Source organism: Stenotrophomonas sp. YJH_SMC_20 (assembly GCF_059367845.1).
This window is the reverse complement of the sequence record NZ_JCAFRG010000002.1, coordinates 51,394-66,047: the sequence shown is the minus strand read 5'-3', so window position 1 is coordinate 66,047 and position 14,654 is coordinate 51,394. Positions and strand designations below refer to the sequence as shown.

The window sequence follows — 14,654 nt, the reverse complement described above, 5'->3', positions numbered from 1 at the left end:
GGTCGCGATCTCTGGCATCGGCGCCGACCAACGGTCGGCACCCACCGTGGCAGGCTCCGGCACTCGCCACTGCAGGTGCTGCAAGTAGAACCACGCCATGCGTGGATGATCGCGAGGTACATGCATCCGTGCCGACCAACGGTCGGCACCTACCAGCGTCGGGTGGTCAGCGCACCAGCACCGCTTCGCCGCTGGCATCGGTGCGCAGCGAAACCGGCTGTGGCTGGCGCAACCACTGCGCCAGGTCGCGCGGGCTGAGCGGGCGCGAGTACAGGTAACCCTGGATCTCGTCGCAGCCTTGGCGGCGCAGCATGTCTTCTTCCTGGTGCGTTTCCACGCCCTCCGCCACCACCTTCATGCCCAGCGCATGGCCCAGGTGCACAATGGCCTGGGTCACTTCGGCCGTACCGGAGTCGTGCAGCATGCCCTGCACGAAGCTGCGGTCGATCTTCAGGCGCCCCACCGGGAAGCGGTTGAGATAATTGAGGTTGGAGAAGCCGGTGCCGAAGTCGTCCACCGCCAACGGTACGCCGTGCCGTTCGAGCACGTCGAAGCAATGGCGCAGGATGTCGGTGTCACGGATCAGCGCCGACTCGGTCAGCTCCAGTTCCAGCCGTTGCGGCGGCCAGCCATGGGCATGGCAGATCTCGATCACGCGTTCGGCGAAGCCACGATCACGCAGCTGCACCGCCGACACATTGACCGCGATGCGATCAAACTGCAGTCCGGCGCGGTCCCAGGCTGTTGCCTGGCGGCAGGCCTCGTTCAGCACCCAGTCGCCGATGCGCACGATCTCGCCGCACTTTTCGGCAATGGGAATGAACTCGGCCGGGCTGCAGTAGCCAATCCCGGGCCGGTGCCAGCGCAACAGTGCCTCGATCGCCGGTGGCTCACCGTGGTGAGCGTGCAGCAACGGCTGGTAGGCCAGGCTGAACTCGTCGCGCTCGATGGCCCCATGCAGGGCATGCTCGACGTCCAGCCGGCGCTGGATGCGGGCCAATGCGTCCTGGCTGTAGTACTGGTAGGTATTGCGCCCGGCTTCCTTGGCCGCGTACATCGCGGCGTCGGCAGCACGCAGCAGGGAATCAAAGTCGGTCTGCGCATCGCCCAGCATCGCGATGCCGACGCTGGCGCCGACCTTCAACGTGGTCTCGCCACGGCGCAGCGGCTCGGCCAACGAGGCGATCAGCTTGCGCGCCACGTGGCCGGCGTCTTCCGGCTCGGCCAGGTCGCGCAGCACCACAATGAACTCGTCGCCACTGAAGCGGCCGAACAGGTCGTTGTTGCGCAGGTTCTGGTGCAGGCGGGTGGCCGCCGCCTTCAGCAGCGCATCGCCGGTGGCGTGGCCGAAGCTGTCGTTGATGGTCTTGAAGCCATCCAGATCGATGAACAGCATCGCCAGCGAGGTTCCGCGGTCGCGTGCTTCCTCGATGGCCTCGGCGGTCTGCTCGCCGAGCAGCACACGATTGGGCAGGCCGGTCAGCAGATCGTAGTGGGCCAGCAGTTCGATGCGTTCGTTGGCTTCGCGCTCGCGGGTGATGTCACGGAACAGGACAACGAATCGCGGCGGCAGGCCGTCACGGCGGTCCAGTTCAATCAGCACCTGCACCCACACGCGCAGGCCGGACTGGCGGTAGAAGCACAGGTCCAGCTGCTCGGGCAGGCCGCCGTTGGCGATACGGGCGAGTGCCGCCTCGAACGCGTTGCGCGAGTCCTCCGTGTACAGCGCCAACGCCTGGTCGAGGGTGATCGGTTCCTTGCGCAGGCCATGGATGCGGTAGCACTCCTCGGTCCACTGCATGCTGCGGGTCTGCACCTCGATCTCGCAGCCGCCGATGCGGCCCAGCGCGGAGACCCGGTTCAGCAGTTCGGTGCGCCAGCGGATCAACGCATCGGTCTGGTGCTGTTCGGTGATGTTCTGCACCTGGCCGAGCAGGCGCTTGGGTTGCCCGTCCATGTCGAGCAGCGGCTGCATCCACAGGCGCAGGTGCTGCGAAGGCTCATGGCCGCGGGTCAGCTCCAGCTCGAGGTTGGCAGCGCGGCCATCGCGCCATAACCGCCGCCATGCCGCGCGCAGCGCGCCGCGGGAGCGTGGATGCAGCTGCTTCAGCCAACGCCGCTGGCCCGGAACGGCGCCCTGCTCCAGGGCCAGCAGCGAACGCAGTTCCGGCGACCACCAGAAATGCCCGCTGTTGGGATCGAACGACCAGCTGCCCATGCTGGCGATGCGCTGGGCCTCGCTCAGGTGCAGCTGCTGTTCCTGCAGCAGCGATTCGAGCTGCTTCTGCTGCTCGATATCGGTATGCGTGCCGACCATGCGCAGGGGCTGGCCATCGGCGGTGCGCGCGACCACGCGGCCGCGATCCAGCACCCAACGCCACTGGCCATCGGCCTGGCGAAAGCGGAACTGTGCACTGTACTGCTCGCTGCGCCCATGCAGGTGCTCGTCGAGCGCTGCGCGCACCAGGGCGATGTCCTCGCTGTGCACCCGAGCCAGCAGCTCGGTGGCGGTCTCGTCGCCCAGCGCCGGCGTCCGCATCACGCGGTCACTGGGGATGTCCCAGTCCCAAAGGCTGTGGCCGGCACTGTCCAGCGCCAGCTCCCAGCGCCCTCCCCCGTCCACCGGCACCGGCTCGGGGATGCTCAGGGTGAAGGCCAGCAGGTTGCCGGCGCCGTCGTGCACCGCACGCAGATGGCCGTCGTAGTGGCCGCGCGGGCCGCCCGGCAGCGTGCAGGCCACGATGCCGCCATCGGCGGCCATCAGGCGCAGATCTTCCAGCATCGGCGCATAGGCCGCCACGGTGGCTGGCAGGCCATGCTCGCGCGCGGCCGGATTGGCCGCCAGCGGACGCCCGGTACGGTCGACGATGACCAGCGCCGACGCAAGCGGGTGCTGCAGCAGGCTGGCGATGATCCCTTGGTCCACGCGATCTTGCTCCGGATGACACGCCCGTCAGCGGGGCACGCAGTGGTTAACGGCGCCTGCGGCGGATAATTGAGTGGTCACGGCGCGCTGCGGGGTAAGATGACCAGCGCCCCTGTCACCCGCCTCGTCCATGCCTGCAGAACCGACCGGCAACGCCCCTGTTCCCGACCCGCGGATGGCGCAGGCGCTGAGCCGTGACCGCCGCCGGGTGGTGTTGAGCTACCTGGTGATGGCGCTGGCCTGGATGATCTCTACCGACAGCGTGGTGCAGGCGCTGGTGCCCGATCCGCAGCAGGCGGCACTGTGGCAGGGCCTGAAGGGCTCGTTCTTCGCCCTGGCCAGCGCAGGCCTGCTGTATCTGCTGCTGCGCCCGCTGGCCGAGCACGTGCTGCACACCCACGCGCGCCAACAGGCCTCCGAGCTGCGCCTGCGGCAGATGTTCGAGGGCAATCCCGGCCCGATCCTGGTCTACGACCTGGACACGCTGGCGATCCTCGACGCGAATCCGGCTGCCTGCAGCGCGTTCGGCTGGGAGCGCGGTGACCTTCTGGAGAAGACCATCGACGTGCTGTGGCCGCCCGGCCAGGACCAGGCACTGCAGACCAAGCTGGAGGCGATCCGCGAGGCGCCGCAGGAGCTCTGCATCCTGCGTGCCCAGCTGCAACTGCGTGATGGCTCGCTACGGCAGATGGAGCTGCGGTCCAACGCCATCAGCTATGACGGCCACAACGCCCGCTTGCTGATTGCCATCGACCGCACCGCCGAAGACCTGGCCCAGCTGCGCCGCGACCAGGCGCTGGCCCGGGTCGAGGAAGCCCACGAGCTGGCCCGTATCGGCGCCTGGGAGCTGGACCCGTCCACCGGGCTGGGTCGCTACTCCAACCAGGTCTACCGGCTGCTTGGCCGCCGCCCGCCCGAGGCCCGCCGCTGGCACCGCTTCGACGAACTGCTGGTGCCGGCCGATCCGGCCACTGCCACCCAGACCGAACAGCTGCTGGCCGAACTATGCTCCGGCGAGCCGGTGCAGGTGGACGTGCTGCTGCCCGTCCTGTCGATGGACGGGCGCGCGTTGATGGTGCACCTGCGCGCCGCCAGCGGTATCGATGAAGCTGGCCGCAGCCGCGTGCTGGGCACCCTGCAGGACGTGACCGAGCGCGAGCAGTCGCGTCGCCTGCTGCGCGAGCGTGAGGAACAGTTCCGCGAGCTGGTGCGGGTGCTGCCCGATGGTGTGGTGATCCTCGCCGACGAACACGTGTTGTACGCCAACGCCTGGGCCGCCAGCCTGTTCGGCTATGGCAGCCACACCTTGCTGGGCGAACCGCTTTCGGCGCTGGTGGACAGCGCCGATCTGGCCCGCGTGCGCAGCCAGCTGCGTGCGGGCCAGCTGCACCTGGGGCCGGGCCACAGCAGCGTGGTGGCGATGCAGCGCGCAGATGGCCGCAGCTTCCATGCCGGCCTGGCAGTGGGCGAGGTGCGCTATGGCGGCCGCGACTGCAAGCTGCTGATCGTGCGCGATCTCAGTGATTCCGAACGCATCCGCAGCGCACTGGAAACCAGCAACCGCGAACTGCAGGCCATGGCCGGCCGCCTGTTCTCGCTGCAGGAGGATGAGCGCCGCGCGATCTCGCGCGACCTGCACGACGATATCGGCCAGGCGATCACGGCGATCAAGCTGTCTGCCTATGCCGCGCAGGACGAGGACGATCCGCAACGCCGCGGTGAGGACCTGGCACAGATCGTCAGCCTGGCCGATACCACGGTGGCCAAGCTGCGCGACATCTCTACCCTGCTGCGGCCGCCGCAGCTGGACGCACTGGGCCTGGAAGCGGCGCTGAGCTGGCAGGCACGGGTACTGTTCCGTTCCTCGCCGGTGGAGCTGCTGGCCGAGATCGAGCCGCTGCCGCACCGTCCCGACAACAGCATCGAGCAGGCCTGCTTCCGTATTGCCCAGGAAAGCCTGACCAACGTGCTGCGCCACGCCCGTGCCAGCCAGGTACAGCTGCAGCTGCGCGACGTCGGCCAGCGCGGCCTGCACCTGCAGATCCGCGACGACGGCGAGGGTTTCGACCCCGACGGCCCGCGCGGACTGGGCCTGATCGTGATGCGCGAGCGTGCGCAGAGCGTCGGTGGCCATGTACGGATCGAATCCGCGCACGGTGAAGGCACCCTGATCGACGTTCATCTCCCCTACCAGGCAGCCAGCATGGCCGCCGCCGAGTCACCGGACTACTGAGCCTATGTGGAATCCCAACCAGCCCCCGGTCAGCATCGATGATGCGCCTGATCGCCTCGGTGCCGGCAACCCCGAGTTGCAGGTGATGGTCGCCGAGGCGGCCTCGGGCGGTACCGCACTCATGCTGATGCATGTGGACATCGACCACTTCGCCTCTGTCAACGAAAACATGAGCGCCGAGGTAGGTGACCAGGCCCTGGTGCTGGTTGCGCAGCGGTTGCAGTCCTACCTGCGAGGGCGCGGCAAACTGTGGCGCCACGGCAGCGACGAGTTCCTGATCGCGGTGCCACGCACAGCCGAGGTGCCACTGCCGGAGGATTTCGCCGAGGAAATCCGGCAGCAGATGGAACTGCCGCTGTCGGTCCTGCCGTACACGCTGTTCATGACCGGCAAGCTGGGCGTGAGCCTGTGCCCGGAGCATGCCAGCAACGTTTCACGCCTGCTGGACCACGCCGAAGATGCGCTGTACCAGGCCGCCCGCGAGGGCGGCAACGCGGTGCGCATCCACGCCGTGGACACGCCGCCGAGCGCGCACAGCGAGAGCATCATCGCGCGGCAGATCGTCGATGCCATTCCCAACGGCGAACTGAAACTGCGCTACCAGCCGTTGGTCAGCGCCCGCGATGGCCACGTGGTCGGCATGGAAGCGCTGCTGCGCTGGCAGTCACCGACGCTGGGCATGCTGGTGCCGGAGCGCTTCATGCGCACCGCCGAGCGGCTGGGCATCATCGTGCAGATCGGCACCTGGGTGCTGGAAGGTGCACTCAAGCAGGCCCGCCTGTGGCGCGACCAAGGCTTCGACGATTTCACCATCGCGGTGAACGTCTCCACCCTGCAGCTGCTGCGGCCGAACTTCTTCGCCGAAGTGATGGGCCTGATCCAGGCCGCGGGCATACCGGCACAGATGCTGACGCTGGAGATCAACGAAAGCGCGCTGACCAACAACGTCAACTTCGTGCATGAGACGCTGGCCAACCTGCGCAACGAGGGCATCAGCCTGAGCCTGGACAACTTCGGCACCGGTGACTCCAGTCTCAGTGCGCTGGTGCGCTACCCGGTGGACAAGCTGAAGATCGACCGCAGCTTCATCAAGAGCGCGCCGGCCGGCAACCGCGAGGCGGCCATCGCCCGCGCGATCATCGCCATGGGCCATCAGCTGGGCATGACGGTGATCGCCAACGGCGTTGAATCGCAGGCGCAGCTTGGCTTCCTGCGTCGCAACGACTGTGATGTGTTCCAGGGCTACCTGTTCGGCGAACCGATGTCGGCCGATGCCGCAGGCATGACCCTGCGCCGCCGCTACCTGCGCCCGGAAGCTTTCGCCGAGACCCGTCCCGACCGCACGCTGCTCTTGCTGGACGACGAAGAGAACGTGTTGCGATCGCTGGTGCGGCTGTTCCGTCGCGACGGCTACCGCATCCTGGCGGCCGGCAACGTGCGTGATGCGTTCGACCTGCTGGCGATCAACGACGTGCAGGTGATCCTGTCCGACCAGCGCATGAGCGACATGAGCGGCACCGAGTTCCTCGGCCGGGTGAAGATGCTGTACCCGGACACGATCCGGTTGGTGCTGTCCGGCTATACCGATCTGAACACGGTGACCGATGCGATCAACCGCGGCGCGATCTACCGCTTCCTGACCAAGCCATGGAACGACGACGAGCTGCGCAAGCATATCCACCAGGCGTTCCGCACGTACGAGGAACAGCGCCGCAGCAACGCCGGGCCGGCGCCGGTGGAGAGCGGAGACGGCGGCGAGGACCGCCCGCTGCGGTAACGATCCAGCCTGGTAGAGCCGGCCGCTGGCCGGCTGCTCTGCATGCCGGGTGCAATGAGGTTGCCGGCCAGCGGCCGGCATTACCCGAAGCGGTCAGCGCGGCTGCTTCACCGGCAGCACCACGCGGAAGCGCGAGCCCACGCCCGGGGTGCTGTCCAGGTCGATCCGGCCATGGTGCTTGTTGATGATGCTGTAGGAGATCGACAGGCCCAGGCCCGTGCCACTGCCCACCGGCTTGGTGGTAAAGAACGGATCGAAGATGCGTTGGCGCAGTTCCGGCGAGATGCCACCGCCGGTGTCCTCGAATTCGACCCACACCTGGTCGCCATCGACGCCGGTGCGCACGGTGATCGTGCCGCGCTCGGCGATGGCATGGCCCGCGTTGAGCAGCAGGTTCATGTAGACCTGGTTCAACTCCGATGGCAGGCATTCCACCAGCGGCAGTTGGCCGAACTCGCGTACCAGGGTGACCTTGTACTTGAGCTCGTTCCAGATGATGTTGATGGTCGATTCCAGGCCCGCGTGCAGGTCGACCAGCTTCCACGACTCGTCACGCCCGGAATACGAGAAGTCTTTCAGATCACGCACGATGCGCGTCACCCGTTCGATGCCTTCGCGCGATTCGGCCATCAGCTGCGGCAGGTCGCGGCTGATGAAATCGATGTCCAGGCGGTCACGGATGTCATCGATCTCCGGGATCAGCGCCTTCGGGTCCGGCGCACGCAACGCGCGTTCGTAGGCTTCGATCACGGTGAACAGGCTGCGCAGGTACTCCTGCAGGCTGCCCAGATTTGAGTGCACGTAGCCGATCGGATTATTGATCTCGTGCGCGACGCCAGCAGCAAGCTGGCCGATCGAGGCCATCTTCTCCGATTGCAGCAGTTTCTCCTGGGTGCCGTTGAGCCGCAGGTAGGCCTGGCGCAGCTCGGCGTGGCGCTGCTGCAGTTCTCGCTCGTAGTCTTCCTGTCCTTCGATATGACGGAACAAGGCCAGGAAGTGCCCCTGCCCCACCGGGCCGTGGTGATACAGGTGGGCGATGACCACGCCCTCGCCCAGCGGCAGGCTGCCGTTCCAGTGACCATGCTGGCGCGCGTGTTCCAGTGCATCGGGGGGCAGCAGCTCGCGAAGCCGCTGCGGGGGCGGCAATGCACCATCCTCACCGCTTGCCAACAGGTTCTGCGCGGCTGGATTGGCCAGCGCAACCTGCCCGTCTTCGGTGAACAGCAGCAGCCCTTCGCGCAGGCGCTCAAGCAGGGCCTGCAGTACCGGCTGTGGCGGAAGGGGGGCGGTAACCAGGGCGTTGGCAGCGGACACGGCGACTCGGGGGCATTCGAACAGACGCCCAATATACGCGCTCGTGCAGCGGGCTTCAGCCCGCGTGATGGGGTTGTTCGAGCGCCGCCTCAGGCGACGGCGAGTGGGCGGCGCGCTGTGACGGTGTGCGCCTGCCCCTTGGCATCGTAGGCCGAGGCATCTTCGGTGCGCCCGAGCTGGCGCAGGGCCCAGTTGACCTCGCGGCGCCGGCGCGACAGCAGCACGCCGTTGGCGCGGTTGCGTTCGGCCAGTTCCTGCAGCTGCTCGCCTTCCCCGACCGGCGGCGCGCCTTCCAGCGCACGCAGCGCTTCCAGCTTGGCGCCGGTGGCCCGGATCAGAGCGTGCACGTCGTGCTCGACCAGGGCCTGGCGTTCAACGTCCAGGGCCTGGGCAAGACGCTGCAGCGGCTCGCTCATCGCCGCAGTCATCCGTGCAGCTGCTGGTCCAGCTCGAGCATGCGCGATGCGATCGCGTCCGGATTGATCTTGTAGGTGCCGTTCTGCAGCGCCTCGCGCACGGCGGCCACGCGCTGGGCGTCGATTGCCGGGGCGGTGGTCAGCTCACGCTCGATGGCCTGCAGATTGGTGGCCTCGCCGGTCAGGCGCAGGCTGTCGGCCGCCTCGACCGGGCGTGCCGCCGCATCGGTGCTTACACCGGGCTTGTTGGCCGGGGTCGTCACGCTGCGCAGGGCCTGGGGGACCTGCAAGTTGCCGTCGATTTTCTGGCTCATGGGGTGTCCTGGAGTTGCCGTTCACATGGGATAACGGCCGCAGGGCCGTGATCTTTAGGGATATTCTGCGGTAATTCAACGCGCCACGATTACGTCACCGGCGGCGTCGACCGTGCCCTGCACGATCCGCCGCGAGGACAGGTTCTCGACCGAGACCCGCTCGTTCTCACCCGCGTCACCCATCGCACGGCCTGCAATACGGACCTCGACCGAGCCGCGACGCGAGACCAGCGCCACATTGTCTCCTCGCTTGATGAGACGCTGCACCACCAGATCGTTGCTCGACAGCAGGGCCCCGGCCTGCAACGGACGGCGGGCGATGCGGCCGATCGCTGCGTTGGGATCGGCCAGCACCGCACCGGCAATCCGGGCGGCATCACGCTGGGCAGTGGTGATATCGGCAGCGGTAAGGGTTTCTCCAGTACCGATTCCGCGGTTGAGCACCAGCACGGTCTGGTTGCGCCGCACTTTCACTGGCACGATCAGGCGCCAGCCACCGGCGTCGGGACAGCTGACTTCCACCGTGGTGTTGGCGGTGGGCTGCACCTGCAGCGCGCCGCCACACTTGGGCAGGCGCAGCGCATCGGCCACCTGCGCCTCCCCCTCGCTCCCGGCAGGCAGCGTCGACAACGCCGCCGCGCGGATGCTGGCAACCGGCTGCCACTCTGCAGCGGCTGCCCATGGCGCGGCTGCGGCGAGCACGATGGCGAATAGAGGTGTGACCCGGCGCATGGCGCCTCCTGTCGATGGAATCTGGCCCTGGTGCGTGCAAGGGGTGTGCCAGAGCGCCGAGACCCGTTGATCGGATCCGGGATGGGGATGCGACCGGATGGGTAGAGTCGACTGTCAGTCGACTTTCGCGCGAAGCACGGGGTTTTCCGTGATCGCATCGAAGAGCGGTCGACTGACAGTCGACTCTACAAACGTGGTGCGGACCGCGCAGGCGGCAGAGCGCCCTCAAGTTTGGCGCCCACCCCGCCGATACAGCAGCCATGTCCCATGACCTGCTCAACCGGATCGACCAGCGAACCCGACTGGCCGGCCACAACCGCCTGGCGCTGCTGTTGTTCCGTCTCGGCGGACGTCAGCTTTTTGGCGTCAATGTCTTCAAGGTGCAGGAAGTCCTGCGGCGCCCGGAGCTGTTCCAGGTGCCCGGGTTGCCCAGCCAGTTTGCCGGCGTGGCCGACGTACGCGGCCGCTCGGTGCCGGTGCTCGACCTGGGCCTGGCCATCGGCCACCCCGAGCGTGAGCCTGACGCGGATACCTCGCCTGGCTACCTGGTCGTCACCGAATTCAACCGTTCGATCCAGGGCTTCCTGGTCAGCGGCGTGGAGCGCATCGTCAATATCGCGGTGGAAGACATCCACCCGCCGCCGGAACTGGGTGCCGAATCGAGCTACCTGACGGCGGTGACCCGCTTCCAGGGTGAGCTGATCCAGGTGATCGACGTTGAAAGCGTGCTGGCCGATATCGCCCAGGTACGCGGTGATGCCGTACTCGATCCAGCAATGGCAATGCCTGCCGATGGCCCGCAGCTGCAAGTGCTGGTGGTGGACGATTCGCGCGTGGCCCGCCAGCAGATCCGCAGCGTGCTGGACCAGCTGGGCGTTGGCGCCACCCTGCTTTCCGATGGCAAGCAGGCGCTGGACCATCTGCTGCAGATCCACGCCTCGGGCGAGAACCCGGCCGAGCGCTATGCCATGGTCATCTCGGACATCGAAATGCCGGCCATGGACGGCTATACGCTGACGACGGAAATCCGGCGCCACCCTGGCCTTGCCGGCCTGTACGTGCTGCTGCATACCTCGCTGTCGGGCGTATTCAACAACGCGATGGTCGAGCGCGTCGGCGCCAATGCCTTCGTCGCCAAGTACTCGCCGCACGAGCTGGCTGACTTCGTGCTGGACCGCCTGCGCAAGGTCGCGATGGCGGCGTAAGGCCGCGTCACGGGTCTCCGCCGGGCATGGCCCGGCGGACGCGATGTCGCGCGTGCTTTGGCACACCCCTTGCAGCTTCCCGGGCAACGTTCCCGTGGGAGTGCACCGTGCGCAACCTGATTACCGACTACCTGGGCGTCCACGCCCAGGCCATGCCGTTGCGCGAACAGCGGATGAAGCTGATCGCCAGCAACCTCGGCAATGCCGATACTCCCGGCTACAAGGCCCAGGACCTGGACTTCGACGCCGCCCTGCGCCATGCCCAGGGGCAGGATGCCAATGGCCTGATGGCCACTACCCATGAGCAGCACTACGAAATCAGTAGCGGCCTGAACCCGTTCCAGATCGCGCGCGAAGGCGTGCAACCCAGCCTGGACGGCAACACCGTCGATCCCGATGCCGAGCGTGCGGCCTACGGCCGCGCCGCGCTCGAGTACCGCGCTTCGCTCAGCTTCGTCGAGAGCAAGGTGCGTTCCATGTTGACCGCGATCACGGGGCAATAAGCCATGAGCAACCTGCCGATCTTCGATATCGCCGGCTCCGCGCTGCAGGCGCAGTCGGTGCGCATGAGCACCATCGCCTCCAACCTCTCCAACGCCGATACCGTCGCCGGTTCCGCCGACGCCGTGTACAAGCCGCTGGAGCCGATCTTCCAGGCCGTCACCAGCAAGAACGATCCGAACATCACCTCGGTGAAGGTGAAGGAGATCACCCAGAGCGATGCGGCGCCGATCAAGCGCTATGAGCCGGGCCACCCGCTGGCCGATGGCGATGGCTACATCTACCAGCCCGACGTCGACCCGGTGGCGCAGATGGTCAACCTGATCTCGACCTCGCGCAACTACCAGGCCGGCGTGGAGATGCTGACCACCGCCAAGGAACTGGCCCTGGCCACCCTGACCATGGGCCGCTGAGGCCCGCAGTACCGGATACCGCCATGACCACCGCCGTCAACAACCAGACCAACCAGGACGTCTATACCGCACTTGGTCTGAACGCCCCGAACAGCAACGCCACCAAGAAGAAGAACACGCTGGACCAGGCCGATTTCCTGCGCCTGATGACCGAGCAGCTGCAGCACCAAGACCCGCTGAAGCCGATGGACAACACCCAGATGGTCGCGCAGATGGCGCAGATGTCCACCGTGCAGGGCATCACCGATCTGAACAAGACGGTGAAGGGCTTCCAGGAGTCGATGGCCAGCGACCAGGTGCTGCGTGGCGCGGCACTGGTCGGCCACCAGGTGCTGGTGCCGTCGGAAAAGCTGGTACTGGAGAAGGAGGGCAGCGTCGAAGGCACGGTGGCCGCGCCGTCGGCCGGCATCATCACCGTGGACATCACCGATGCCAACGGCGCCAAGGTCACCTCGCTGAGCGTGGAAGCCACTGCCGCCGGCGAGACCGCCTTCCAGTGGGACGGCAAGGACGCCAACGGCAAACGCATGGAGCCGGGCAAGTACTCCATCGTCGCCAACCATGTCGATACCGCCGGCAAGAGCACCAAGCTGTCCACCTACGTGCAGGCGCCGGTGGAAAGCGTGACCGTCGGTTCCGACGGCCTGTACCTGAACCTCAAGGGCCTGGGCACGGCCCCGATCGACTACGTGCTCCGCGTCAGCTGAGCCGCACATCCCGCATCAACCAGGAGCATCCCATGGGCTTCAATGTCTCGCTGTCCGGCATCAATGCCGCCAACACCGACCTGAGCGTCACCGCCAACAACGTCGCCAACGTCAACACCACCGGCTTCAAGCAGTCGCGCGCCGAGTTCGCCGATCTGTTCGCCTCCACCAGCTACGGCCTGTCGAAGAACCAGACCGGCTCGGGCGTGCGCGTCTCCAACGTCGCCCAGCAGTTCATCCAGGGCCACAACGAGCAGACCGGGCGCAGCCTGGACATGGCCATTTCCGGTGAGGGCTTCTTCACCATGAACATGAACGGTTCGCGGGTGTATTCGCGTGCCGGCAACTTCCAGACCGATTCGGCCGGCTACGTGGTCAATCCGCAGGGTGCGCGCCTGCAGGTGTTCGCACCGAATGCCGATGGCACCAACTTCGACGCCGGCCGCCTGGTCGACCTGCAGCTGCTGACCACCGACAGCCCGCCGAAGCAGACCAGCGAAGTGAAGGTCGGCTTCACCCTGCCGGCCAACGCCAAGCAGCCGACGGTGGCCACCTTCGACCCGGCCGATTCCAACAGCTACAACCATTCCAGCGGCGGCATCACCGTGTACGACTCGCTGGGCGTGAGCCACATCCAGGTCTCGTACTTCGTCAAGGGAGCCAACCCCAACGAATGGACCGTGCACAACTATGTCGATGGCCAGCCCGCTGGCACCCCGACCGCGGTCACCTTCGACAACAGCGGCAAGCTGACCGCCCCGGCCAACGGCAAGGTCGGCCTCGGCACGTTCACCCCCACCACCGGCGCCGGCCAGCTGAACATGACGCTGGATATCAACGGCTCGACCCAGTACGGCGAGAAGTTCGCGCTGCGCAACACCCAGCAGGACGGTTATGCCGCCGGCAAGCTCAATGAAATCACCGTGTCCGAATCCGGCGTGGTCTACGCCCGCTATTCCAACGGCGACGACAAGCCGCTGGGCCAGGTGGCGCTGACGACCTTCAACAACACGCAGGGCCTGGAATCGAAGGGCAACAACCTGTGGGTCGAGACCTTCGAGTCGGGCACGCCGCGCACCGGCATGCCCGATACCTCCAACCTCGGCAAGATCCAGGCAGGTTCGCTGGAAGCGTCCACCGTCGACCTCACCGAGCAGCTGGTCAACATGATCACCGCGCAGCGCAACTTCCAGGCCAACGCACAGATGATCACCACCCAGGACCAGATCACCCAGACGGTCATCAACATCCGTTGATGACCCGCTGACCCTGTCACGGAACTCCCCGCATGGATAAAGCCCTTTACGTGGCGATGACCGGTGCCCGCGCCTCCCTGCAGGCGCAGGGAACGCTCAGCCACAATCTCGCCAACTCGGACACCCCCGGCTTCAAGGAAGCGCTGGCCAACACCGAAGCCTTCCCGATCCGCGGCCCCGGCTTTGCCTCGCGGGTGGATGCGCTGCACGTCGACGCTGGCTTCAACCGCACGCCCGGCGCGCAGCACATCACCGGCAAACCGCTGGACCTGGCGCTGCAGAGCGGCACCTGGCTGGCGGTGCAGGCCAGCGATGGCAGCGAGGCGTATACGCGCGGCGCGGCCTTGTCGGTCACCCCCAATGGCCAGCTGGTGACCTCCGGCGGCCGCACGGTACTGGATGACAACAACAACCCGATCGCCATTCCGCCCTACCAGGCGATGGAGATCGGTGCCGACGGCACGATCTCGATCATCCCGCAGGGTGAAGGCCCGCAGACCATGGCGCAGATCGGCCGGATCAAGGTGGTGCAGGCACCGGACGAGCGCCTCGAGCGCGGCCTGGATGGCCTGTTCCGCAATACCGACCCGCAACAGCCGTTCGCACCGGCACAGGGCACCGCAGTGCACAGCGGCCAGCTGGAAGGCAGCAATGTCGATGCGGCCGGGGCACTGGTGCAGATGATCCAGCTGCAGCGCCAGTACGAAATGCAGGTGCAGGTGATCAAACACGGCGACGAAAACGCGCGCAGCGCCAACAGCATGCTGCGCCTGGGCAGTTGACGGAATTCCGGCGCCGGCTGATGCCGGCGCTGGCACACCGCTTGCACACCCGCATACAAGGGCCGCACCACGCGGCCG

The 14,654-nt window shown here is 66.8% G+C and carries 13 protein-coding genes; 8 read left to right on the top strand and 5 right to left on the bottom strand.

Annotated elements, in window-relative coordinates; all coding sequences use genetic code 11:
- Nucleotides 1-166 precede the first annotated feature (166 nt).
- Entirely contained in the window at nucleotides 167-2,926 is a 2,760-nt protein-coding gene (locus tag AC5P6A_RS03645) for a bifunctional diguanylate cyclase/phosphodiesterase (protein ID WP_134731944.1), read from the bottom strand.
- A 130-nt stretch (nucleotides 2,927-3,056) separates the two neighbouring features.
- Between AC5P6A_RS03645 and AC5P6A_RS03640 the strand changes: the two genes are divergently transcribed.
- Both AC5P6A_RS03640 and AC5P6A_RS03635 read left to right on the top strand, forming a co-directional pair.
- A complete protein-coding gene (locus tag AC5P6A_RS03640) occupies nucleotides 3,057-5,159 on the top strand; it encodes a sensor histidine kinase (protein WP_058980052.1) in 2,103 nt (700 codons plus the stop codon).
- 4 nt (nucleotides 5,160-5,163) lie between these two features.
- On the top strand, nucleotides 5,164-6,936 hold the full coding sequence (locus AC5P6A_RS03635) for an EAL domain-containing protein (protein ID WP_019659626.1): 1,773 nt from the start codon (nucleotides 5,164-5,166) through the stop codon (nucleotides 6,934-6,936).
- A 93-nt stretch (nucleotides 6,937-7,029) separates the two neighbouring features.
- Here the strand turns inward: AC5P6A_RS03635 and AC5P6A_RS03630 are convergent, their stop codons facing one another.
- From AC5P6A_RS03630 to flgA, 4 genes are all read right to left on the bottom strand, one after another.
- A complete protein-coding gene (locus tag AC5P6A_RS03630) occupies nucleotides 7,030-8,250 on the bottom strand; it encodes an ATP-binding protein (RefSeq protein WP_019659625.1) in 1,221 nt (406 codons plus the stop codon).
- An 89-nt stretch (nucleotides 8,251-8,339) separates the two neighbouring features.
- The gene (locus AC5P6A_RS03625) at nucleotides 8,340-8,678 is read right to left on the bottom strand and encodes a flagella protein (RefSeq protein WP_010485882.1); all 339 of its coding nucleotides are present in this window, start codon (nucleotides 8,676-8,678) and stop codon (nucleotides 8,340-8,342) included.
- Nucleotides 8,675-8,980, bottom strand: a complete 306-nt coding sequence (flgM, locus tag AC5P6A_RS03620; protein WP_019659624.1) for a flagellar biosynthesis anti-sigma factor FlgM — start codon at nucleotides 8,978-8,980, stop codon at nucleotides 8,675-8,677. The genes AC5P6A_RS03625 and flgM overlap by 4 nt, the downstream gene beginning before the upstream one ends.
- Nucleotides 8,981-9,055: 75 nt before the next feature.
- Nucleotides 9,056-9,712, bottom strand: coding sequence for a flagellar basal body P-ring formation chaperone FlgA (gene flgA / locus AC5P6A_RS03615; protein WP_495222231.1), 657 nt, complete (start codon nucleotides 9,710-9,712; stop codon nucleotides 9,056-9,058).
- Between the two features lie 260 nt (nucleotides 9,713-9,972).
- Between flgA and AC5P6A_RS03610 the strand changes: the two genes are divergently transcribed.
- The 6 genes from AC5P6A_RS03610 to AC5P6A_RS03585 all read left to right on the top strand — a co-directional run bounded on the left by AC5P6A_RS03610 (nucleotide 9,973) and on the right by AC5P6A_RS03585 (nucleotide 14,576).
- Nucleotides 9,973-10,917 carry a chemotaxis protein gene (locus AC5P6A_RS03610; RefSeq protein WP_019659622.1) on the top strand — a complete coding sequence of 315 codons (945 nt, stop codon included), beginning with the start codon at nucleotides 9,973-9,975 and terminating at the stop codon, nucleotides 10,915-10,917.
- Nucleotides 10,918-11,024: 107 nt separating this feature from the next.
- Entirely contained in the window at nucleotides 11,025-11,420 is a 396-nt protein-coding gene (gene flgB, locus AC5P6A_RS03605; protein ID WP_005409576.1) for a flagellar basal body rod protein FlgB, read from the top strand.
- A 3-nt stretch (nucleotides 11,421-11,423) separates the two neighbouring features.
- Nucleotides 11,424-11,831: a flagellar basal body rod protein FlgC gene (flgC, locus tag AC5P6A_RS03600; protein ID WP_005409575.1), complete on the top strand. Its 408-nt coding sequence runs from the start codon at nucleotides 11,424-11,426 to the stop codon at nucleotides 11,829-11,831.
- 23 nt (nucleotides 11,832-11,854) lie between these two features.
- Nucleotides 11,855-12,538 (top strand): flagellar hook assembly protein FlgD, encoded by a 684-nt coding sequence (locus tag AC5P6A_RS03595; protein ID WP_019659621.1) that lies wholly within the window; start codon nucleotides 11,855-11,857, stop codon nucleotides 12,536-12,538.
- Nucleotides 12,539-12,570: 32 nt separating this feature from the next.
- Nucleotides 12,571-13,794 (top strand): flagellar hook protein FlgE, encoded by a 1,224-nt coding sequence (flgE, locus tag AC5P6A_RS03590; RefSeq protein WP_019659620.1) that lies wholly within the window; start codon nucleotides 12,571-12,573, stop codon nucleotides 13,792-13,794.
- A gap of 32 nt (nucleotides 13,795-13,826) precedes the next feature.
- Nucleotides 13,827-14,576: a flagellar basal body rod protein FlgF gene (locus AC5P6A_RS03585; RefSeq protein WP_019659619.1), complete on the top strand. Its 750-nt coding sequence runs from the start codon at nucleotides 13,827-13,829 to the stop codon at nucleotides 14,574-14,576.
- Nucleotides 14,577-14,654: the final 78 nt, after the last annotated feature.

Bases quoted from the DNA above. Each gene is read 5' to 3' on its own strand.
- AC5P6A_RS03640 (WP_058980052.1), top strand. From the start codon at position 3,057: ATGCCTGCAGAACCGACCGGCAACGCCCCTGTTCCCGACCCGCGGATG.
- AC5P6A_RS03635 (WP_019659626.1), top strand. From the start codon at position 5,164: ATGTGGAATCCCAACCAGCCCCCGGTCAGCATCGATGATGCGCCTGAT.
- AC5P6A_RS03625 (WP_010485882.1), bottom strand. From the start codon at position 8,678: ATGACTGCGGCGATGAGCGAGCCGCTGCAGCGTCTTGCCCAGGCCCTG.
- flgM (WP_019659624.1), bottom strand. From the start codon at position 8,980: ATGAGCCAGAAAATCGACGGCAACTTGCAGGTCCCCCAGGCCCTGCGC.
- flgA (WP_495222231.1), bottom strand. From the start codon at position 9,712: ATGCGCCGGGTCACACCTCTATTCGCCATCGTGCTCGCCGCAGCCGCG.
- AC5P6A_RS03610 (WP_019659622.1), top strand. From the start codon at position 9,973: ATGTCCCATGACCTGCTCAACCGGATCGACCAGCGAACCCGACTGGCC.
- flgC (WP_005409575.1), top strand. From the start codon at position 11,424: ATGAGCAACCTGCCGATCTTCGATATCGCCGGCTCCGCGCTGCAGGCG.
- AC5P6A_RS03595 (WP_019659621.1), top strand. From the start codon at position 11,855: ATGACCACCGCCGTCAACAACCAGACCAACCAGGACGTCTATACCGCA.
- flgE (WP_019659620.1), top strand. From the start codon at position 12,571: ATGGGCTTCAATGTCTCGCTGTCCGGCATCAATGCCGCCAACACCGAC.
- AC5P6A_RS03585 (WP_019659619.1), top strand. From the start codon at position 13,827: ATGGATAAAGCCCTTTACGTGGCGATGACCGGTGCCCGCGCCTCCCTG.